Origin of the sequence: Chryseobacterium geocarposphaerae (genome assembly GCF_002797535.1) — a bacterium.
Taxonomy (GTDB): Bacteria; Bacteroidota; Bacteroidia; order Flavobacteriales; family Weeksellaceae; genus Chryseobacterium; species Chryseobacterium geocarposphaerae.
Map to the genome: position 1 here is coordinate 1,671,787 of NZ_PGFD01000001.1, position 21,689 is coordinate 1,693,475.

17 protein-coding genes are annotated in these 21,689 nt (G+C 32.9%); 3 read left to right on the top strand and 14 right to left on the bottom strand.

Annotated elements, in window-relative coordinates; all coding sequences use genetic code 11:
* Positions 1 to 69: 69 nt before the first annotated feature.
* From CLV73_RS07380 to CLV73_RS07430, 11 genes are all read right to left on the bottom strand, one after another.
* Positions 70 to 882: a thiol-disulfide oxidoreductase DCC family protein gene (locus CLV73_RS07380; RefSeq protein WP_157798750.1), complete on the bottom strand. Its 813-nt coding sequence runs from the start codon at positions 880 to 882 to the stop codon at positions 70 to 72.
* A gap of 11 nt (positions 883 to 893) precedes the next feature.
* Positions 894 to 1,256: a hypothetical protein gene (locus CLV73_RS07385; RefSeq protein WP_100376198.1), complete on the bottom strand. Its 363-nt coding sequence runs from the start codon at positions 1,254 to 1,256 to the stop codon at positions 894 to 896.
* 37 nt (positions 1,257 to 1,293) lie between these two features.
* Positions 1,294 to 1,635 carry a hypothetical protein gene (locus CLV73_RS07390; RefSeq protein ID WP_157798751.1) on the bottom strand — a complete coding sequence of 114 codons (342 nt, stop codon included), beginning with the start codon at positions 1,633 to 1,635 and terminating at the stop codon, positions 1,294 to 1,296.
* Positions 1,636 to 1,715: 80 nt separating this feature from the next.
* Positions 1,716 to 2,120: a hypothetical protein gene (locus CLV73_RS07395; protein ID WP_100376200.1), complete on the bottom strand. Its 405-nt coding sequence runs from the start codon at positions 2,118 to 2,120 to the stop codon at positions 1,716 to 1,718.
* Positions 2,121 to 2,127: 7 nt separating this feature from the next.
* Positions 2,128 to 2,472 (bottom strand): hypothetical protein, encoded by a 345-nt coding sequence (locus tag CLV73_RS07400; protein ID WP_100376201.1) that lies wholly within the window; start codon positions 2,470 to 2,472, stop codon positions 2,128 to 2,130.
* A 51-nt stretch (positions 2,473 to 2,523) separates the two neighbouring features.
* Entirely contained in the window at positions 2,524 to 2,904 is a 381-nt protein-coding gene (locus CLV73_RS07405) for a hypothetical protein (RefSeq protein ID WP_100376202.1), read from the bottom strand.
* A 79-nt stretch (positions 2,905 to 2,983) separates the two neighbouring features.
* Complete coding sequence (locus tag CLV73_RS07410; protein ID WP_100376203.1) at positions 2,984 to 3,484, bottom strand: GbsR/MarR family transcriptional regulator; 501 nt, start codon at positions 3,482 to 3,484, stop codon at positions 2,984 to 2,986.
* Between the two features lie 152 nt (positions 3,485 to 3,636).
* Positions 3,637 to 8,154, bottom strand: coding sequence for a TonB-dependent receptor plug domain-containing protein (locus CLV73_RS07415; protein ID WP_100376204.1), 4,518 nt, complete (start codon positions 8,152 to 8,154; stop codon positions 3,637 to 3,639).
* Between the two features lie 40 nt (positions 8,155 to 8,194).
* Positions 8,195 to 10,960: a TonB-dependent receptor gene (locus CLV73_RS07420; protein ID WP_100376205.1), complete on the bottom strand. Its 2,766-nt coding sequence runs from the start codon at positions 10,958 to 10,960 to the stop codon at positions 8,195 to 8,197.
* A 75-nt stretch (positions 10,961 to 11,035) separates the two neighbouring features.
* Positions 11,036 to 13,390 carry a TonB-dependent receptor plug domain-containing protein gene (locus CLV73_RS07425; RefSeq protein ID WP_100376206.1) on the bottom strand — a complete coding sequence of 785 codons (2,355 nt, stop codon included), beginning with the start codon at positions 13,388 to 13,390 and terminating at the stop codon, positions 11,036 to 11,038.
* 12 nt (positions 13,391 to 13,402) lie between these two features.
* Positions 13,403 to 13,921, bottom strand: a complete 519-nt coding sequence (locus tag CLV73_RS07430; RefSeq protein WP_100376207.1) for an RNA polymerase sigma factor — start codon at positions 13,919 to 13,921, stop codon at positions 13,403 to 13,405.
* A 236-nt stretch (positions 13,922 to 14,157) separates the two neighbouring features.
* On the opposite strand from CLV73_RS07430, the gene CLV73_RS07435 reads away from it, so the two are divergent.
* Positions 14,158 to 15,360, top strand: coding sequence for a C1 family peptidase (locus CLV73_RS07435; protein ID WP_100376208.1), 1,203 nt, complete (start codon positions 14,158 to 14,160; stop codon positions 15,358 to 15,360).
* A 131-nt stretch (positions 15,361 to 15,491) separates the two neighbouring features.
* Entirely contained in the window at positions 15,492 to 15,653 is a 162-nt protein-coding gene (locus CLV73_RS18895; protein WP_157798752.1) for a bacteriocin-like protein, read from the top strand.
* A 182-nt stretch (positions 15,654 to 15,835) separates the two neighbouring features.
* Here the strand turns inward: CLV73_RS18895 and CLV73_RS07440 are convergent, their stop codons facing one another.
* The gene (locus tag CLV73_RS07440) at positions 15,836 to 16,897 is read right to left on the bottom strand and encodes an NADH:flavin oxidoreductase (RefSeq protein WP_100376209.1); all 1,062 of its coding nucleotides are present in this window, start codon (positions 16,895 to 16,897) and stop codon (positions 15,836 to 15,838) included.
* A gap of 122 nt (positions 16,898 to 17,019) precedes the next feature.
* Here CLV73_RS07440 and CLV73_RS07445 point away from each other — a divergent pair, with 122 nt between their 5' ends.
* A complete protein-coding gene (locus tag CLV73_RS07445) occupies positions 17,020 to 17,409 on the top strand; it encodes a winged helix-turn-helix transcriptional regulator (RefSeq protein WP_100376210.1) in 390 nt (129 codons plus the stop codon).
* Between the two features lie 12 nt (positions 17,410 to 17,421).
* Here CLV73_RS07445 and CLV73_RS07450 read toward each other — a convergent pair whose 3' ends face one another.
* The gene (locus CLV73_RS07450) at positions 17,422 to 18,708 is read right to left on the bottom strand and encodes a hypothetical protein (RefSeq protein ID WP_100376211.1); all 1,287 of its coding nucleotides are present in this window, start codon (positions 18,706 to 18,708) and stop codon (positions 17,422 to 17,424) included.
* A gap of 118 nt (positions 18,709 to 18,826) precedes the next feature.
* Positions 18,827 to 21,259, bottom strand: a complete 2,433-nt coding sequence (locus CLV73_RS07455) for an alpha-ketoacid dehydrogenase subunit alpha/beta (protein ID WP_100376212.1) — start codon at positions 21,257 to 21,259, stop codon at positions 18,827 to 18,829.
* Positions 21,260 to 21,689: the final 430 nt, after the last annotated feature.

Below are 21,689 nucleotides of genomic sequence, written 5' to 3' on the forward strand. Positions count from 1 at the left end.
ATTGGTGTTATTTATAGGAGTTGAGATGCTTCGACAGGCTTAGTATAACATTGCTAATACGAACTGTTTTTATTGATTTAATAGGATTAAAATGATTATCGTTGTCATTCTGAAAATCATCCACGAAAGTGTCGGAAGAAAGTTTAATTTTAAAATTCTACATCTTCTGATGTGTTCGAGAAACATGATGAATACTATAATTCCGAAGTAAATCACTGAGAAAACCTGATTTAGATTTAAAAATAATGCGGGAATTAAGAGTAAAGTCCCTATCAAAGAAACAGTCATCATATTTCCCAGATAATTCCAGGTTTTGTCTTTTAAATAAGATTTTAAAAACACAGTCTGCCAAACGATTTGTCCAACACAAATTGTAAGTTCTCTCCAAAAGTTCAGCCTTAAACCTAATCCTAATTTTACTGAAAATAAGCTTAAAATATATCCCGAAATAATTACAACAAAAGCCATGTAAGCTATTCTGTATTTTAAATTAAAATCCGGAACACAAGCTTCTTCCGTATTATCTTTTCTTGAAGGAATAATTTGTTTTCTGTTGTAAGAAACAAAAGAATACAGCTTTTTGAAAAGCCAATATAGAGGTTTTATTCTGGCAATCTTTTCTAATGACGGAAATGAATTTCCGATAATTAATAATAAACTATCCAAACCATAAATCACTTTATTTTTTTCGTGATCAACTAAAGCGATCTCGTTTCTTGCACGATTAAAATCAATCAGGTTTTTATTTTTAAAACTTACTTCTGTAAAAGCTTCTCTTCCGCCTTTATCCAACATTCCGGATTTTATAAAACCTTTTGAATAGATGTTGCACATCAGGCATTCGTTGTCGTAGATGAGCGTGCGATTTTTGAGGGTTTTCATTGTGTTTGTTTTTAAAATTTATAGAGTTTATAACAATCAAAAATGTAGAGAAGTGCTAAAATCGGACTGTAGAAGAAACCAAAAAATGGAATTGCTATGAATAAATTAGAAAGCTCATAAGAATATGATCCAAAAAGCAAATATAAAATCAGAGAAATCCAAACTGGTATAATAAAAAATCCATAAATAAAAAAAATTAAAGATTTTTCTACATCAAAGAAGAGCTTAATTATATAACTGACAATTTGCGGAATTCCCACTAAAAAGTAAAATGATAAACCTCTAATATAAGATTCGTCTATAAAAATTGAAACAATTCCTGTTATTAAAAATAAAATCTGAATGTAAAAGTCATATTTTATGAAAGTTTTCATGGTTTTTGTTTTTGAGATTTATAAAAACTGTGACAATCTATGAGATAGAGAACCGCCAATATTGGGCTATAAAAAAAGAAATTATAGGGATTACAATAAAAACTCCAGCTGCAGTATCAATATTTCCAAAAATAGCCAGTAAAATCAATGATGGAAAAATAGGCAAGATTAAATAGCTGTATACTTTAAAAATCAATGATTTTTTATAATTGTAAGAACATCTTATCAAATAGCTTACAAGCTGTGAAATTCCTATTCCAAAATAAAAAAGCCAAATAATTTTTTCATTTCCTGCCAATAATGCAATTATAACTGTAATCGAAATAACAACAAAAATTGTTAACTGAAAGTAAAAATCGTTTTTAGCAAAAGTTTTCATGGTCATTAATTTTTTAAAGGTTCAAAAAATCTCCTCTCGTTCTTTTATTCTGGATTTTGAAGGTGAAATACATCCAGATTTTAAATATCAATGTTTTCATTTTTGATGATTTTATCTTTATTCATAGCGTGTTTACGGCCTTTCAGGAAAAGTAACAGATTCAACAGCATCATTACTCCGAGATAAATAGAGAATCCGCCAATTTTCTTACTCAGAGCAACGACTAGCCTTTCCACCGTTTCAATTTGAAAAAATTCGATAATACAAAGTGCAAAACCAATATTCAAAAGATAGAAACCGATTTTGAACAGTGAATTTGTTGCCATCGCGATATCTTCTTTTTGGTGGAAAATATCGATCATGAAGGTTTTAGAATTTTTAAACAAGAACTGAGATACACAAATCGTCAAGATAATGGCAACAGGTAAATAGATCATGTAGGCAGAAAAATTATAGGTTGCTGTGGTTAAAATTGTTGCATTCATAGTAGTATTATTTTATAGTTAAATTTTTTCTTAAAAAGTAAAGGGTAAAAATGTTTATAAAATGTAAAAAGCAAAGGATTAAAGTGATATATCCTATTTTAATGGCGGTAACTGTAAGAACCTGTTCCAAAGAATTCACCTTATCCCAGTTGCTAAGATTAATTGCAATATAACCGAGATTGATCAGGTAATAACATCCCAGCAGTATTCTGTTGATTGTCAAACAAAGGTTTGTATCGTGAATGAGATAATCCAGATAATACTTTCCTGAATTATAACATCTTCTTCCCACATCAATCGTGATGTATGAACTGACGAAAAGAAAAAGTACGTATGAAATTATATTGAACATTTTAAAAATATTATATTTTCAATAATTTATGAAATATAGATTCAAAAAAATTTATTCTGCTATCTTATTTTGTTTCATCGTTTTAATAAGACAAAAACCATAAACCAAATAATAGACGTTAAAAAGCATTCCTCCAACTCCCATAAAATATATCGCAAATTCTATGTGGGAATCAACTGTTAAAGAAGTTATGCTATATAAAATGAGAAAAAATAAAATAACCCCAAAGAAATAATAGCGATGAAATTGACTTCCAACGAGAGAAATTCTCAATAAAAAACCCAGCAAATTTGAAACTCCAATAAAGAAAAGTGCAATAAAAAATTCTGTCCCTTCAGTTTTTTGAACATAATCAAAAATAACGTATGTAAGGCTTATGAAGGTTAATAGAGTCTGAAATATCACTTCCGCTTTTAAAATATTTAGTTTCATTTTCAAAGTTTTTAATATTATAATATTTTCAATATTTTTTGAAAGTTTATTTGAAATAAAAAAGGATTTGCAGTCCTTTCTATTTTAATAAATTAGTAATTTTTCCGACGAGCCAGTGATCATCACTCTTTATGGCAAGATCCATGATGTTGAATACTTTTCCCGTTACGTTTTCCATTTCCCCCATTAAAGCGGAAAATCTTTGGGCTTCTTCGGTATTTTCATCTATATTTTTTAATTCGGAAATTGAGCTTAAAACAGGTTCGATTTCCCTTTTCTTACGTTCTTTCACCAACTGTTTAAAAAGATACCACATATCTCTTTCTGCAAAAAAATATTCTTTTCGGTCACCTTTCATCAATTCTTTTCTTACCAAGCCCCAATCCATGAGATTTCTTAGATTCATATTGGCATTTCCTCTTGAAATTGAAAGCATTTCCATCACCTCATCTGTAGAAAGTGGTTTTCCTTCAGCCAAAAGCAAAGCATGAACCTGAGCCATCGTACGGTTAATTCCCCAGTTGGTTGCCAAAGTTCCCCAAGTCTGAATATATTTTTCTTTAGCTTCTGAAAGTTGCATTTTGTATTGCTTTTAATTTCTGATACAAATATAATTATAATTTTTGAATTTTCAATAATTTTTGAAAATTAAATTTTAATATTTTAACTTAAATTTAAATGGTTGATTCTTAAAACTAAAATCAACCATTTATATAAACAAGATTTTTAAAATTACGGATTTATTACTGCTCTGATTCCTTCGTTCCAAAATTTAGACTCCGGCATATAATAAAGATAAACATTGCTTGCTTTTCCTGTATATTCGCCGGCAAATTCTACTTTTAAATCCAGATTAATGGTTTTCGTTTCGTTGGCATCAAAATGTTCCCAATACAACACGAGATAATTATCAAAAATTTCATAATAAGAAACCTGCTTTTTATCAATTAAATCTTTCAGCAAGGCATTTTGCAAAGTCAGACCTGCAGGAATTCCGATTTTTGCAGTCGTCATTGGTAATTGTGAATTCACTTTATTTTTAACAGTAACAGTCAATCGATTCGTTTCTCCTACTTTTGAGGATTGAGATTTTAATTTTGTTTCCATTGTTACAGGAATATTTTCACTTTTCGGAGGTTCTAAAGTATAAAACTGATAGTCCAACTTGTATGGCAAACCTTTTTCACATATATATTCAACCGTTACATCATTATTTCCTTTTCTAAAAGCCGATGCAAAACTGTTGTTTTTATCCAAAACGATCACATTATTCACTTTAATTGCTGGCTTATCAGTCCCATACAGTTTCTCATTTTTAGCAAAGAAATTAGATAATGTTTCCAAAGCTAAAGCCGTTGCCTGAGTCGATCCAAAACCGTAATAACCGTTGTAATTAATTAATTCATCAGCAACTTCAGCGATTTTCAATTGATTTGGTAATTCATTTTTCTGCAATGCCATCATGTAAAGTGATAGCGTTTCTGCATTGGCGGAAATTCCTCCTGAACCCGTAAAAGTTGCCTTTGATTTGATATTTTTTCCGGCATATTGTTCATTAAGAATGGTAACCAAATTATTGTAGTCTTCATTTTTTCCAAGGTTTTTTGCCGTATTGGCCATCAAAGCCAATTGGTAAGAATCTTTTGTCGCCAAAACTCTTTTTAAGCTGTAATCATAGTTTTGAAGCAGTTCATTTTTAAAACCAATTTTAGAAAGTGCATACAGAACATACATATTTCTCGACCATGAATATTCGGAATAACCCGCTCTCATTTCGTAACTTTTTCGTACCTCAAAAAGTCCGTTTGCATCTCTTTTAGACAAAATAAATGAGCTCAAATTCTGAATTAATTTTGTGTCTACATTCACATATTTTTTCAAATCTTTAAATTCCAGCAAAGCAAATGCAGAAAGAGCAACATCAGATTCGTTTCCTCCAAAGTAGGAGAAACCACCATCTTTATTTTTATAGGATAACATTTTCTGATATCCTTTTTTCATATTTCGGATGACGTTAGATTCAGTATTTGCGTCGATTTTTTTAATTGATTTTAAATAATCTAAAATGAAAATATTCGGATAAACTGTTGAGGAAAGCTGCTCAAAACATCCGTAAGGTTCTTGTTTTAATCTTTCTAAATCTTCAAACATCTGCAATGCTGAATTTTCATAGACGTAATAGGATGCCATCAAACTCCCGTTGATATATTCCGGAATATTGATTTTGAAATTTTCGTTTTTATTATTAATGATTGAAAAATGATGCGGAAAACCTTTTTCTTCAACTTTTAAAGGCAAAATCATCGTTTCTCTGAATTCTCCCGATTTAACAGCAAACTGAACATTAGAATTAACCAGTTTGTCTGCCTGCATGGTTACAAATAATCTTCCGAATTCCAATGGTTTTAAAGTGATTAAGCTATCGGCTTTCATTAGTTTTATATAATTCGGAACAATCACATCCATCGTTAAAGTTCGGGTTTCCGATGAATTATTTTTAATCACCACGGGAATTGTCATTTGGTCTGTCCGGGTTAAATATTGTGGAATTTTGGAATCGATAGAAATCAAACTTTGTGCAGCATAAGTCGTCTCGTCTCTTCCGATTAAGCCGTTTGCTGAAATTCCTTCTGTCATAATTCTGAAAGCTGAATTGGCATCCGACTGGTAAAACTCAATTTGAGCTTTTCCATTTTTATCAGTTTCAACGACCGGATTCCAATATAATGCTTCACGATAATCGTGCCTGTAAGCCGTATTTGTTGACTCATAAACCGGATAAGAAAACTGGCGTGAATATTCATAGCTGACTAAACTGTCATTCGGAATATTTTTTACCGCAAAATAGGTTTCGGGAGTGATATCGAATCTTATATTTGAACCTCTGCCATTTTTAGAATTAATAATAATGACGCCGTTTGCTCCACGATTACCATAGACTGATGTTGCGGCTGCATCCTTCAAGACTTCCATAGAATTGATTCCATTTGGGTTTATACTTCTAAACCCAGCACTATTTGTGGGAATTCCATCAATAATATATAATGGCTCTATATTCATGTTTACTGTACCAAATCCTCTTATTAAAACAGTTGGTTTAGATCCAGGTTGTCCACTTCCTGTAGAAATATTCACTCCTGCAAGCTGTCCTTGTGCTATATTCATAAGAGGGGGGGTTGGCCTTTCATCAAAATTTTTAATTGTTGAGGAAACAGCCCCTTTCTTAATCATAGATTTAAGACCTAAAACAACAACTTCTTCAATATCCTTGCTTTGCGCTGAATCCTTTTTAGAACTAATCGATCTTATAATATTTTCACTTCCATTATTAATTATTTTTAGCTTATCCTTTATTTCCGCTTCTTTAACAATCTCATCTACATTAATATTTTCTGAGGATTGCTTAGCTAAAGGATTTATATTGAGTTTATAAGAAAGAATTCTCACGCTCACTTTATGTTTTTTATCTGCAGCTTTTGCAATGACAGAGTAATATTCATTTCTGTTTAAATCTGAATAATAAAACAATCCATTTTCTGAGGTCAACTGTTTTTTAATTTCAGAATTACTTCCGATTAAATAAACTTCTGCTTTTACAGGTTGTTTATTTTCATCTTCAACGATGCCGTAAATTGGGTTTTTCTTTTCAGGAAGATATTTGTAGTTTCCTGTTTTTTCAACTTCAGGATTCATTGCAAAGTATCGGTAACCGTTCGTCAGCATAACCAAATCTAAACTTTTGGTAGCTTTTTCTTCTTTTTTATCAAAATAAAACTGCGGTCTCTCAATTTTGCCTCTCAACTCTGAATCCATTAAAAACCAGGAAAGAATATGGTTCTGCTTGTCATCTGCATACGTCCACAATTTATCGTCAACTACACTCACCGCAAGATTCGCAGGAATCGGCTGGTTATTTTCATCGGTCGTTTCAATGTTGACAACTGCTTTTTCTCTCGGTAAATAATTTTTCTTGACCGGAGTAACCTTTACTTTCATCTGTTTATTCTCATTTGTGAAAACAATTCTTTCGGCAAGCGGAATATTGTTTTCAGAAACGGTGAACCTGCAGATTCCGATTGGAAGTTCTTTTTCTGAGATTTCAACCTGATTTACCCCCTTTTTTAAACTTAAATTTTTAGAATAAATCTCTTTCTCACGGAAATTTCCGGAGATTACAACATTTCTCTCAGAAGTCGAGTTGATGAATAATCTGATATTTTGGTTTTCTTTTTTTAGATTAAAAACAATTCCGTCATTTTTTGCAACTGGAAGTTGATAAATTTGTGTGATATTTTCCGGTTTTAAAACTTTAGCATAATATGTTTCGCCATTTTCTGGAGTTAAATAAAAGCTTCCCATTCCAAAATTATATGCAGAAACTTCAGTTATTTTCTGATGATTCTGATTGTAAATTCCTAAAAATGCATCCACAGGTTTTTCAAATTCATCCAAAACTTTGAAAGCGATATTTTGTTCAATTCTGTTAATGAAAGTTCCGCCTTCCGGCATAAATTTTAAATCAAGATTATTTAAAACTATGGGAATATTTCTCGAAATAGATTCTGTGAAACCGCCAAAATTTACTTTAACATTCAATAAAGCGTCAGAAGATTTCAAGACTTCAGGAAGTTTAAATTTCAGCAGATATTTTCCATCTTTATCGGTAATTAAATTACCTTCCGTAATTTTTTCACCTTGATGCATTACCGTGTAATACGCCTCGTAATAAGGAATCGGAAGATTACTCAAACTTCTCATCGAGAAATCTGCCAAGACCTCATCGCCCGCTCCGTACCCTTTTTTAGGAAAATCGAGTTTCATTAAAATTCGTGGTGAAACAATTTTCTGGAGCGTAATTTCTTTTTCAAAAACATTTTTTCCTGCTTCATTCTGCATCCAGGCTGTAAAAGCTCTGATTTTATAAATTCCACCTTTCATGTCATCTCCAAAGTAAAAATAGCCTTCTGAGTGACCATTTTTAACTTCATACTTCGATTTTTTCACCACTGTTCCGCTTGGATCAACGAGTTCAAAATTTACCACTTTAGATTGCTCTGTCGGTAGTTGGTTTTCTGCCTGAACAACATAAATTTTAAAAAACATTTCCTCCCCTGGTTTATAGAAAACATGGTTGGTCTGTATATACGTTTTTTCCTTTTTGAAATCATTGAACTTATTTTGTGCTTTAAATAACAAGTTTGAAAGCAAAATAAAAACAGGAATGATATAGGATAAAAATTTGAATTTCATAGGTTCGTTTTAGTTGAAATACTTTTGATTATACATTCAATTAAAATTTAAAAGAAACCGTACAACCATACGTTTTAAAAGACGGAAGATTGAAAAAATCCAAACCCCTGCTGTTATCAAAATCATAAAAATTCTGATCAGAATCTACACCGTTGTTTGCCTGCCAAAGGAAAATATTGTTCACATAAAAACTTACGCCCAAAGCTCTTCTGAATTTTCCGACATCAAAATAGGCAGAAAATGTAATATCATTGATCCTTACATAATCGGATTTTTGCACATAATTTTCGGCAACACCAAGGAAACCATATCTCGTCCATCTATTCTCACTGACTGATTGATTAGGATTGTAAAAATCAACCGGAATCTGATTGACATTTCCGTTAGAATTTACACCCTCAAAAACATAATTTTTAATATTCCTTTCATCTCCCGAAGCCTGAGAACGGCCATAATAATCGAGAGCAGCCTGAGTTCCGTTCCAGACTTGTCCGCCCTTTTTCCATTCCCAATTGATGTCTAAAGCAAACATTTTATAAGTGATATTATGGGAAAACTTCATCACAAAATCAGGAGTCGGGTCTGCAATAATTTTTGTTCCTGAAGCTTTTATGGGATAACCATTATCATCAATAATCATCTTTCCTTCTGCATTCCTTTCATAATAGCTTCCTACAATCACACCTAATACCTGACCTTCTGACAAAGTTTTATAAATATTGCTGAAACCTGAAATCATCAGATTATTGTAACCCGAATTTACACGATTGACAACATCCCGATATTTAAAAAACGAGGCTTTACTTCCAATAGCAAAATCAGGACTGCGGAAAATATTATCATAATTGAAATTAACTTCATAACCCTTGTAAGTATGGTCTGCAAGATTTTTTAACACCAAATTCTGATTTTCAAAAAGAGGAAATACATCGTCTTTAATTTTCCGATCGAAATATTCTGCAGTCAAATTCATTTTATAATTAATCATAAATTTGAATCCTGTTTTCCATTCTTTCACATTAATATTGGTGAGATTTTTAAATGTTTCGACCTCTTTTAAAGGAAAATAAAACCGGGAATCCTGGGCAGAAAACTGAGTTGTTGTATACGAAGAATATGATTTTGAAATTTCCGGCTCGGCAGCTAATTGCGTGTAAGCTCCCAAAACCTGAAAGTCGGTATTATTCCAGCCAAATATATCTTTAAATGTAAAATATCCGTTTGCCTTTGGCAACCAATAATTGTTTTTTAGAGAAGTATTTGAAATATAAAATGAGTTTCCAAGATTTACTCCGAATTCTATATCATTATAATTGTCGTAATCTAAATTATAATTGAAAATATAATCCTGCGATTTTCTCTGATAAAAATAATTACTGTCTAAAATATGACTCACATCAATTTTACGGTCATTTAAAATATGATTTAAACCAAATTTATTCGTCAAATGTCTTCCCTGAAATTGATAACTCGCAGAAATATTTGAATTATAAAACTCATTTTTCTGATTTCTTATATTGTAAAGTCCGTTTTGGAAACCAGTTGTTGAAATCTTATAGACATCACGATACATTACATCCTGATTGTCATAAGCTTGACTGATATTGAATTTAAAACCTCTCCACTGTCTGCTCAGATCAAAATTAAGCTGTCTTACATTTTCGTAATAGTTGTACTTACTTTCCTGCCTAAAAAGAAATTCGGGGTTGTCTGCAAACAAACCGTAGCTTCTCTGTAAGCCGTTATTCAGATAAGCATTCTGGTGATTTGAAAAAGAAACCGGAGCCAGAAGAGAATTCTGATACGACCGATTGAAAAGTCCGATTCTATTGGTATTTGTCGCTTTATTTTCTTCATAATTAAACCCTGCATTGATTTTAAATTTTAAAATTTCAGTGCTGAATTTTGCTTTAAAAGAATTGACAATATCAAACTGATCCACAAAATACATCTGATCTTTTTGTTGCCCGATACTTAACGAAAGTCGTGCATCTTCATTATAACCACCACTTTTAATGATTGCATTTACATTCAACTGATTGCTATAACCAACTGTCGTTTTGAAGAGATTGTTATTATAAGCCTTTGCAGGGGAAATTCCGTCAGATAAATTGATTAATTTTCCGTTAATATCATATTCGTAAGGTTGTCCGCTATAACCCAACGTTGAAATATCGGGTCCGAAACTGAACATTTCGCCCATTTCAGGACCTTTCCAAACCAAAGAACCATTTTCTGACCTTCCCTGAACATATCTGTTTTGAGTTTTAGGAATACGGTTCCGATTTTTTATATCCAATGAGGTGCTGAAACTTCCATTAAAAACAAGAAATTTTTCAGGCTGCCTTTTAAGTTTATACGTAGAATCTGACTTTAATTTTAGTTTTCTGACCGCAGAAACACCATATCCAGCATTCTGTCTTAGAGAATCGTAAGATCTCTCAATACTGAAGTCATCTGCTTTAGGCTTTTTAATCAGATTGTCATAATCTTTTGAACTGATATTTTCAACTGATTTTCTCTTTATTTGCCTCTCAAGAATATTTTTTAATTCATAAACGCCATAAACAACCTGAATATTTTTGCCGTTATTCCAAACCAAGGTATCGCTTACATCAGCCTGAATAATCGCAAAACCTTTTTCATCCGTCAATTCATAAACTCCCTTGTTTTTATTGAAAATTTTTAGGAAGTTTTGAGGCTTCTTTTTTTCATTATAAAATGTACCTGAAAAATAACGTTGAGAATCCTGCGAAAATGCAAACTGGACTGCAAAAACAGGCAATAACAGATAAACTTTTTTCATCTTTGATAATATTTCTAAAAATAGAGAAAAAAAAGAAATCTCCGAAGAAATTTCTTTTTTTGCGCCTGCATGTTATTAATTTTTAATCACTTTAAAAGTTTCCCATCCTTTTTCTGTTCTGGCTCTGATGAGATAAACACTTTGTGGATAAGATGAGATATCAATAGCACTTTTTCCGGATAGCTTTTCTTTTTTCATAATAATTTTTCCAGCCAAATCAAAGACGTATAGCTCATCAACCGGAAGATCTGAAATAATGTTTATCGGACCTTTGGTAGGATTTGGAAAAACTTTTATTTGATGCTCAGTTTCGCTACCTGCTTCGGTTTCCAGTTTTTTATTCAGATAGTTGTGAGAAGTATTTTTATCACATTCTGTAAGTGTTGCACGTTGTAAAATAAGTCTCAAAAGAAGATCATTCAACTTTTCAACTTCATAAGATTCTACGGTAGGTTCAATGTGATTGTTCCCGATTCCGCTGTGATTGGTAAGAAAAGTATATGTACCGTTCGTCATCAGCGCAAAAGTTCTCATCAAATATTCTGTTTGCTTATCAATATCGCTTGCAGACAGAGGAATGACTGTTATTCCTTTCTGAGATGCTATTTTTATGTATCTAAAAAGCTTGTCAATATTTTCTTCTGATTGATGTGGAGGTGCATCAAGAATCAAAAACATGATTTTGGTAGAATTTTCTGTGCTCCATTTCAGTTCATTTACAGAGACATCCATTGCTTCAACTACAGCTTCCGGAAAATCACCACCGCCTGAAGCATTCTGCTGTTTGATAAAACTTAAAAGCTGGCTCGCATCCTCATTAAAATCAAACTTTTTGGTTACATATTCATCTCCCCTGTCTCTGTAAAAAACAGAACCATATCTTACCTTCGTATTTTTCAGGTTAGATTCTACTTTTTTTAGAACATCCAAAAGTTCAGACTGTAAATAAGCAATTTCGTCTCCCATGGAACCGGTCGCATCAACTACAAATGCAAGATCTAAAGCTCTCTTTTCAATACATGGTTTATCTACAACAATAAGATTTTGTCCGTTTTTGAATTCTTTAGGATTATTACTGATTATGTTATTTGATTGATCTTTCAAAATATATTTTCCTATATTTTTCTCGTCGTTAGTTATTGGATTAATCCATAATTCTGCATTTCCAAGATTATCAGTAACGGATTCCCAGACTACTTCATTTTTATCATTAACCAACTTTAGTTTTTCTCCTACTACAGGCTTTTTATTTTTATTCACCAGTTGTACAGATACCCTTCTTTCAGGGAAAAATTTCCATTCATTTTTATATCTTTCTAAAGCAGGCACAGCAATATCCATCCAATAATTCCATTTAGAAAAATCGTTTACTTCTCCTGCAGTAAGCTGTCCCGCTTTTGGAAGTACTTCTTCTTTGTCTACAGGTTTATCTACAATATCGGTTTTTGCTTTTGGGAAAAGCTTTTTCATGAATTTACCAAACTTTTTATTTTTTGATTTTGAAGCATCTTTAGTAGAAATTACAATTACGCCATTTGTCGCTCTGCTTCCATATACAGAAGTTGCAGCTGCATCTTTAACCACTGAAACTTCTTTAATGTTTTCAGGTTTTAATTTTTTAAATTTCTCTCCGCTTGCAATCTCACCGTTAATAATATATAACGGTTCTGAACCTTCTTTAATTGATGCAACTCCACGAATACGAATAGCACCTGTGTAAGAGCCCGGCGTTCCGGAAGAAGAACTGATTGATAATCCTGGAGCTTCTCCACTTAAAGAATTTAAAAATCCTGCACTTGATGAATTATTAGCAATAAGATTTCCGCTTACAGTTGAAGATGATGCTACAGATTTAGTTACTGTTTTACTGTACCCAAGCGCTACAACCTCTTCAATATTTTTTTCTTTATAGCCACTGTCTACAGGAACATAAGGAACTTCTTTATTAATTGCGATTGGTTTAATTTTATAATTTTTAGCACTAATAATTAATGGTTTTTCTTCAAAAATAAAATCCAATTCTATATTATGGCGATTATATAATCTTTTTGCCTCTTCATAAGCTAATACTTTTTGGTTTCGATTCTCTTTTAAAGCATTAGCTTCTTTTTCAATATTAGACTTTACCGTACTGTCAATCGTCTGAACATTTGAATTTGCATTTGATGAAACCGTATTCTGAACAATCGCAGGCTTTTCAATTTCAGAAACATCATTTTTATTGATAAAATAGAATGCTCCCAAACCAATAATCAAGCTCGCTGCAATTCCATAAGGAATCCAAATCGGAATGATTCTTTTTTTATTTTCTTTCTTATCCAGTTTTTCTTCAACCTGAGCCCAAACTTTATCAAAACCAGGAAAAGTCGCTGGTTCTTCTGCTTTAGAAGCCTCATTGAATTTTTTATCGATATCGTGATTATTTTCCATTGTTGTAAAGTTTTAAATGTTGTGATTGACCAAGAGTTCCTGAAGTTTTTTTCTTGCGAAATTCAGTTGAGATTTTGATGTTCCTTCACTGATGGAAAGCATGGTTGCGATTTCCTTGTGCGGATATCCTTCAATCGCGAATAGATTGAAAATCGCTCTGCAGCCTTCCGGGAGGAAATTAAGTAACTTAAGAATATCTTTTTCGAAAGAGATGCTTTCTGCGGGTATATCCGAAGATTCAACCAAGTTTTCATCCAGAGAAATATGAAGCGCTTTCATTACTCTCAGTTTCTGCAAGCATTCATTCACCGTAATTTTCTTTGCCCAGGCTTCGAAAATATCAGGATTCTGCAACTGATCAAGTTTAGTAAAGATCTTATAAAAAGTATCGGCCAGTACTTCTTCTATATCTTCATCATTTTTCAGGTAACGTCTGCAAACCGAGTAAAGTTTACCCGCCATCTTTTCGTAGACCTTCCGCTGTGCATTGCGGTCATTCCGTTGACATGCTATTAGTAATTCGTGTTCCATATGTTGGCTTTATACTCTAATAGATGCAGAAGTTTTGAATTGGGTTGGAAACATCTAAAACTTTTTTTAAAAATATGAAATTTCTTTTCTTCAATAATTAATCTAGTATAGCCTAAAAAACAAAATAGGAACTGAAAGACCCTTTTCATAAAAATAAAATCTCTCGTTTAACTTTTCCCTTTGTAACAAATCTGTAATATGAACGACTATTCATATAAATAATCTTTTTTATAGTAATGAAAAATACCAAAATTGTGTCATTACTTTTTGTTTTGTCTGCAGGAAGTATGATGTTTGCTCAGGATGACTTAATCAACAAGTTAAAAAACAACCAATCTCAAAATGCTAATTTCCAGTTCACAACGTTGAAAGATGTAGGAGCAACTTCGGTAAAAAATCAGGGTTCTTCAGGAACTTGCTGGAGTTATTCAGGAAACTCTTTCCTTGAATCTGAAATGCAGAGAATGGGAAAAAAACCTGTCGATTTAGCGGAAATTTTCACTGCAAGAAATTCTTATCATGATAAAGCAAAATTATATGTTTTAAATAATGGTGCGATCAGCTGGGGTGACGGAGGAGAATTGCACGACGTTATTAATATGTATAAAAAATACGGAGCAGTTCCACAAGATGTTTATACAGGGTTAAAACAAGGACAGACTCTAAATAATTTCTCTGAAATGCAGGGTAAATTAAAACCCGTTTTAGATAGCTTGGTTCAGGCTGGTTCCAAAGGAAAATTAACCGATAATTGGATGGCTTCTGTTGATGCTATTTTGGATGAATACTTAGGAAAAGTTCCAACCAACTTTACGTATGAAGGGAAATCTTATACACCACAAACCTTTGCTAAGGAAGTTGTAGGGATTAATCCTGAAGATTATGTAGAAATTTCTTCTTACAAAGATTATCCTTATTATCAAAAATTTGTAGTTCCGATTCCTGATAACTGGAGCCACGATTCTGACTGGAATGTCCCAATGAAAGATTTAACTGCAATTATTGATAACGCTGTCAACAAAGGATATTCCGTAGGTTGGGCAACTGACGTTTCTGAACCGTATTTCTCTTACAAAAACGGGGTTGCATATGTTCCGGATATGGATCTGGATCAGATCACCAAAGACAACAAAGGAACTTTATTTACAGAGCCTAAAAAAGACAAAACGATCACTGAAGATATGCGTCAAAAGGCCTTAAATAATCTTTCCACAACGGATGATCACGGGATGCACATCGTAGGTCTGGCAAAAGATCAGTCTGGTAAAGAATATTATATGGTGAAGAATTCTTGGGGAGTAACGAATGATTTTGAAGGCTATATCTATGTAACAAGACCTTATGTTGAGTACAAATCTACAGCAATTCTGGTTCACAAAGATACACTTCCAAAATCTATTAAAAAGCAGTTAAAGCCAACTAAAAATATTGGATTGTAAGAATCACTTTTTGCCTTTTACCGGCAATTTAGATATTTAAATCTGTTAAGACCGTTTTCAAATTGAGAGCGGTTTTATTTTTTCAATCAATAGAGAAATATTATATTTGATCTTCATCAAAATTATTTACTATGAAAAATTTAAGAAAATTAGTAAAATCAGACTTAAAAAAGATCAACGGAGGAAATGCTCCGGAATGTCCGGTGGATACAGTTGAATGCTATTATCCGCCTAAAAATGGAAATCCCGGATACTGGAAATGTGTTTCAATAACTTTTGGCTGTCCGAATTAAAACTGAAAAACCGCTTCAAGATCATTCCTGAAGCGGTTTCGTTTAAAAATAATTGATAGGTAAAAATTTAAATATAAAAAAGTGAATTGCTAAAAGTTACTTTTATTTTTCCTACGTCAAGCCAGAAAAGTTGTAAAATTGAAGGCAAAACAAAATCACGATTTACAATTCACAGTATTTTTTTAATAAAGAGTTGCCATACTTTCAGCTTTGAAATCTAAAAGATCTTCCGTTTTCCCTTCTTTCACTTTTCTCACCCATTCCGGATCCTGTAAAAGCGCTCTTCCAACAGCCACAAGATCAAAATCTCCCCGGTCTAATCTTCTCGTTAATTCCGTTAGATCTGCTTTTTCTGTTCCCTGTCCGGCAAATGCTCCCATAAAATCTCCTTCAAGACCTACAGAACCTACAGTAATTGTTGGCTGACCTGTAATTTTCTTTGCCCAACCTGCAAAATTTAAGTCAGAACCTTCAAATTCAGCTTCCCAGAAGCGTCTTTGTGAGCAATGGAAAATATCAACTCCGGCTTCTTTTAATGGTAATAACCACTCTTCCATTTCTTGCGGAGTATTCGCTAATTTCGTTCCGTAATCCTGCTGTTTCCATTGAGAAAGACGGATGATAATTGTAAAATCCTCTCCTACTGCAGCTCTGATTGCTTTTACAACATCTACAGCAAATTTGCTTCTTTCTTTCAGTGTTTTTCCTCCGTATTCATCGGTTCTTGTATTGGTAACTTCCCAGAAAAACTGATCAATTAAATAACCATGTGCTCCGTGAATTTCAACCACATCAAAGCCAAGATCTTTTGCAGATTTTGCCGAAGCCGCAAACTGGGCAATCGTATCCTGAATATCCTCCAATGTCATTGTAGAAGCTTTTTCCATATCTACCAAAGGATAATCTTCAGACATCCTCGTATCTCCGACATGCCAGATCTGAGGTCCCATTTTTCCACCATTTTCATGAACAGCATCGATTACCTTTTTCCATCCGTTTAATGCTTCTGTTCCGTAAAAATCGGGAATATTCTGCATGTTTTTTGATCCCGGTCTGTTGATCACAGTTCCTTCAGAAAGGATCAATCCTACTTCCGAAGCCGCTCTTCTTGCATAATAGTCTGCAATTTGCTGAGTCGGAACTCCGTTATCAGACTGAGCTCTCGTCATCGGGGCCATTACGATTCTATTTTTTAGTTCTAAATTCTTGTATTGAAAAGGTTTAAATAATGATTCTGTGCTCATTTTTAAATATGTTTTTTATATTTGTTACACAAAGTAACTAATAATAGTTCATTTTTGTATCTTTTACATTTAAAAAAGTGGTAACTTTGCAGTAACCTACATTAGTAACGTAAAAGTAACATATGAAGCAAAATGAATTAATGGCTTACAGCTGTCCTTTAGGAAAAGCAATGTCTGCCTTAGGAAGCAAATGGAAACCGATCATCGTATTGGTCATTAAGGACCGAAAATTACGTTTTGGAGAACTTGCGGTACGAATTAATGTAATTTCCAGGAAAGTCTTAACCGACCAGTTACGTGAAATGGAAGCCGACGGATTGGTAATTCGTGAAGAGTTTAAAGAAATTCCTCCAAGAGTTGAATACTCGTTAACAGAAAAAGGATTGGCATTGTTACCCATTTTATATCAGCTGGAAGAGTGGGAAAGGAAATATCATGTGCATGATCCGGATAAAGAGAAAGATTGTAAATTTCTTCTGGAAGAGAAGAAAATAAAAAAGGCTGTCGTTTGATGGTCTTTTTAATTAATCAGGAAATTCTTTATTAGTGTATTTTTCTTCTGTTAGATTTGTAAACCAGCCTAAAATATTTATATCATGAATTATTTGTTGTTCATATTCTTTTGGATAAGGGACTATGTCCTCCACTAAACCAAATTTAAAGCGATGATGTTTGTTTGTAGAGATGAGAATAATTGTTTTGTATTTATATTTCCCATATAAATTGAATGATTCAATCGCAAGTTGATTCAAAGTACTAAACATTTCATCTGACATTTCATCAGTGTAGCTAGTAAACAAAACACCAACTCCATTAAAGTTTCCTATTCTCCTTCCAAAATAAAGGCCAGAATTTTTTGTATTTTTTTCATGGAAATCAAAATAGCTTTGTGAAATCGATCGTCTAGTTAGTCTATCAAACGATAATAAATATTTTGCTATCTTCTCTCGGTCATCAGTTATATTTATAAGTAATTCGTTTTCAACAAATTTATCTATAAAATAACTAATTCTATCCGCTTCTTTTTTATTTTCAAATAACTTCTGATTTGTAAATTCCTCCCATTTACCATCAATAGTTAAATAATAATCTGTAATTTCTTCATCGTGTAAAACTTTAGGAAATTCTCTTTTATTTAATAAAAAGTATGCTAGTAAATCATTTTCAGATCCAGAAACTAACATTGTTTTCATTGATGTATTTAAATTATCATCAGTTAAAGAAAAAAAATCTTTTTGAGTTTCTGCAGAAAAATCGTCGTCACCTGCTGGAAGAATTATTGTAAATCTATCTTTAAATAACTCTTCTCTTTTTTGAAGATAATCTATAAAATCCGGAATAGTATCAAGCTCTTTAATTATTGTCTTAAATGTTATCTTATCAAAAACCGTAACAAAATCATTTTTATTAGTTAGAGAATTAAAAGGATAAAATTTTACGTTTTCACCCAGATTAACTACTATTCTAAAAACTTTTTGAATTTTATCTTTTATAAAAATTTCTTCTATTTTGTCAGGATGCTTAATTTTTATTTCTTTATCACTGAAAAGAGTCTTAAAAGCACCTGCTATTTGTTTAGTCGCTTTTGAAATTGTATTATTAAAATATCGTAGATGATTTCCTTTAAACTCATAATTTTTAACCGAAAAAATAATCAAAACATCATTAAAGATAACAAGCAAATCACATATTTCCTTTTTGTCACCATTCTCGTATTTTGGGCTTGGATAACACCAATATTTAAAAAATGAAGAAAATGCTAATTCGTTAACGAAGTCTTCTCCTTCTGTTCCTTTAATTTGACTATCCATAATTTTTATTAAAAGCTTATATACATAAAATTAAGGAAATTAATGTTATTCTAATCATTCAAAACAAAAAACCGCTCCCAAAAAGAAAGCGGTTTCCAAATTTATCTAAAAATCCCAATTAAAATATCGCAGGATATTTCTGAGGATTTGTTTCATTGAACATCGCATAGATTTTTTCAACCATATCGTCTGCAGATGGCTTAGAGAAATAGTCTCCGTCACTTGCATACGCTGGTCTGTGATCGTTTGCAGAAATCGTCAACGGATCAGAATCTAAGAATCTGAATGCCTTTTGTTTTTCTAAAATCTGCTGAAGGATAAACGCTGAGGTTCCACCTTCCACATCTTCATCGATGACAACCAATCTGTTTGTTTTCTTTACCGATTCAGCAATTTCGTGAGTTAAATCAAAAGGAATTAATGACTGAACATCAATAACTTCTGCAGAAATTCCTAATTTTCCTAATTCTTCTGCTGCTTCCATTACAATTCTCCAAGTCGAACCATAAGTTACCAATGTAACATCACTTCCCTCTTTAGTAACCTCGATTTTTCCAACAGGAACAGTAAATTCACCTAAGTTATCCGGTTGTTTTTCTTTTAATCTGTATCCGTTCAGACATTCAACAATGACGGCAGGATCATCACTTTGAAGCATTGTATTATAGAATCCGGCAGCTTTAGTTAAGTTTCTTGGAACCAATACTAAAATCCCTTTTGAAAGATTAAGAATTCCCGCCATTGGAGAACCTGAATGCCAAACTCCTTCTAATCTGTGCCCTCTTGTTCTGATGATTACCGGAGCTTTCTGACCACCTTTTGTTCTGTACTGAACGGTTGCCAAGTCATCGCTCATTCCCTGTAAACAGTATAAAATATAATCTAAATACTGGATTTCGGCGATTGGTCTTAGACCTCTCATTGCCATTCCGATTCCCTGACCTAAAATCGTTGCTTCACGGATTCCTGTATCGGCAACACGAACGTCACCGTATTTCTCCTGCATTCCTTCAAGACCCTGGTTAACGTCACCAATATTTCCGGCATCTTCACCAAATACTAAAGTTTCAGGATATTTTTCGAAGATTTTATCGAAGTTATTTCTTACCACTACTCTTCCGTCCACATCTTCAGAACTATCTGAATAGATTGGTTTAACTTCTTTTACATTCTCCGCTTTCCACTGAGACTGAGAATACAAATGAGAAGAATAATTGTCTTTTTCAACCTCAAAAATCTCATTGTATTTCTGCATCAACTGATTTCTTTCTGCAGAGTTTGTCCCTCTTGTTGCCAATAAAGATCTTCTTACCAAATGGAAAACATCTTTTTTAGCTTTTGAAACTAATTTATTGAACTGATTGATATAATTTTCAATTTCAGCGTGTTGTCCTTTTAGATTTTCAACTAAAGGTAACACTGAATTGATTAAATCTGTGATTGTCTTCTGATAGTTTTCCCAAGCCTGTTTTTGTCCGGCTTTTACCGTTTTTTTAGCTTCTTCATCAATGGCATCCAACTCTTCCGCAGTTGCCAAAACTTCTTCTTTACCGTCAATTTCAATGGAATAATTTAAAATCCATTCTTTGAATTTAACTAATCCGTCAAACTGAGATTCCCAAGCCAAACGTTCTTCGTTTTTATATCTTTCATGAGATCCCGAAGTTGAGTGACCTTGAGGCTGCGTAACTTCAATAACATGAACTACAACCGGAACACTTTCCACTCTTGCAAATTGTTCTGCTCTTGCATAAGCATCCAGTAATGCAGCATAATCCCATGCTTTTACCTGAATAATTTCACAACCTTGAGCTTCTCCGTCCTTTCTTTGGAAACCACTCAACATTTCAGCGATATCGGCTTTTGCTCTCTGATTTTTTGTAGGAACTGAAATTCCGTAACCATCATCCCAAATTGAAACCACCATCGGAACCTGAAGCGCACAGGCAGCATTCAGAGTTTCCCAGAAATGACCTTCTGCTGTAGAGGCATCCCCGATCGTTCCAAAAGCAATTTCGTTACCTTCTTTTGAGAATTTTTCAGAACCGTCGAATTTAACTGATTTATATATTTTTGAAGCCTGAGCCAACCCTAATAATCTCGGCATTTGTCCCGCCGTAGGAGAAATATCCGAAGAAATATTTTTCTGAGCTGTTAAATCTTTCCAGCTTCCGTCCTCATTTAAACTTCTTGTCGCAAAGTGCCCGTTCATCTGTCTTCCAGCCGATGCAGGCTCTCTTTCAACACTTGTATCTGCATATAACTGTGCAAAGAAGCTCTCTACTGTCAACGCATCTACAGCCAATGCAAAAGTCTGATCTCTATAATATCCTGAACGGAAGTCTCCATTTTTGAAAACCTTCGCCATTGCAAGCTGAGGAAGCTCTTTACCATCCCCAAAAATACCAAATTTAGCTTTTCCTGTAAGAACTTCTCTTCTTCCTAAATAGGACATTTCACGAGAAATCCTCCCCAACTTGTAGTCTTCAAGTATCTGATTTTTAAAATCTTGAAAGGAAATTTGCTGTGTTTCAATATAGGTTGTTTGCATAGCCAAATATAAAATTTTTAAATTCTCGAAGTATTTTGCTAATATACACTTTTTAAATTAATTTTAATTTTTATTAATCTTTTTTAAAAATTTGATAATAAAAAAAATTGTGTTTTATTTTGGTTAAATTTGTATGAATGGAAAAAAAATCTACACATATCTTAAACGCATCGAGCAATCTTTTGGGGTTTTCTTTATTGATAATAACGTCATTAAAGATCTCCAGAATCAGCCACAGCACCTATTTAGATGAATTTGCTGGGGTAGCATGCTTATGTTTTGCCTTCAGCTGCTTTTTTTCTTTCCTATCGATCAGAACAAGGAACGAAAAGCGTGGAAACAGGTTTGAAACTATTGCGGATTATTTATTTTTAACCGCTTTATTTTGCATTGTTTTAGCTGTTATTATTGTAACAATGAAAATTATTTA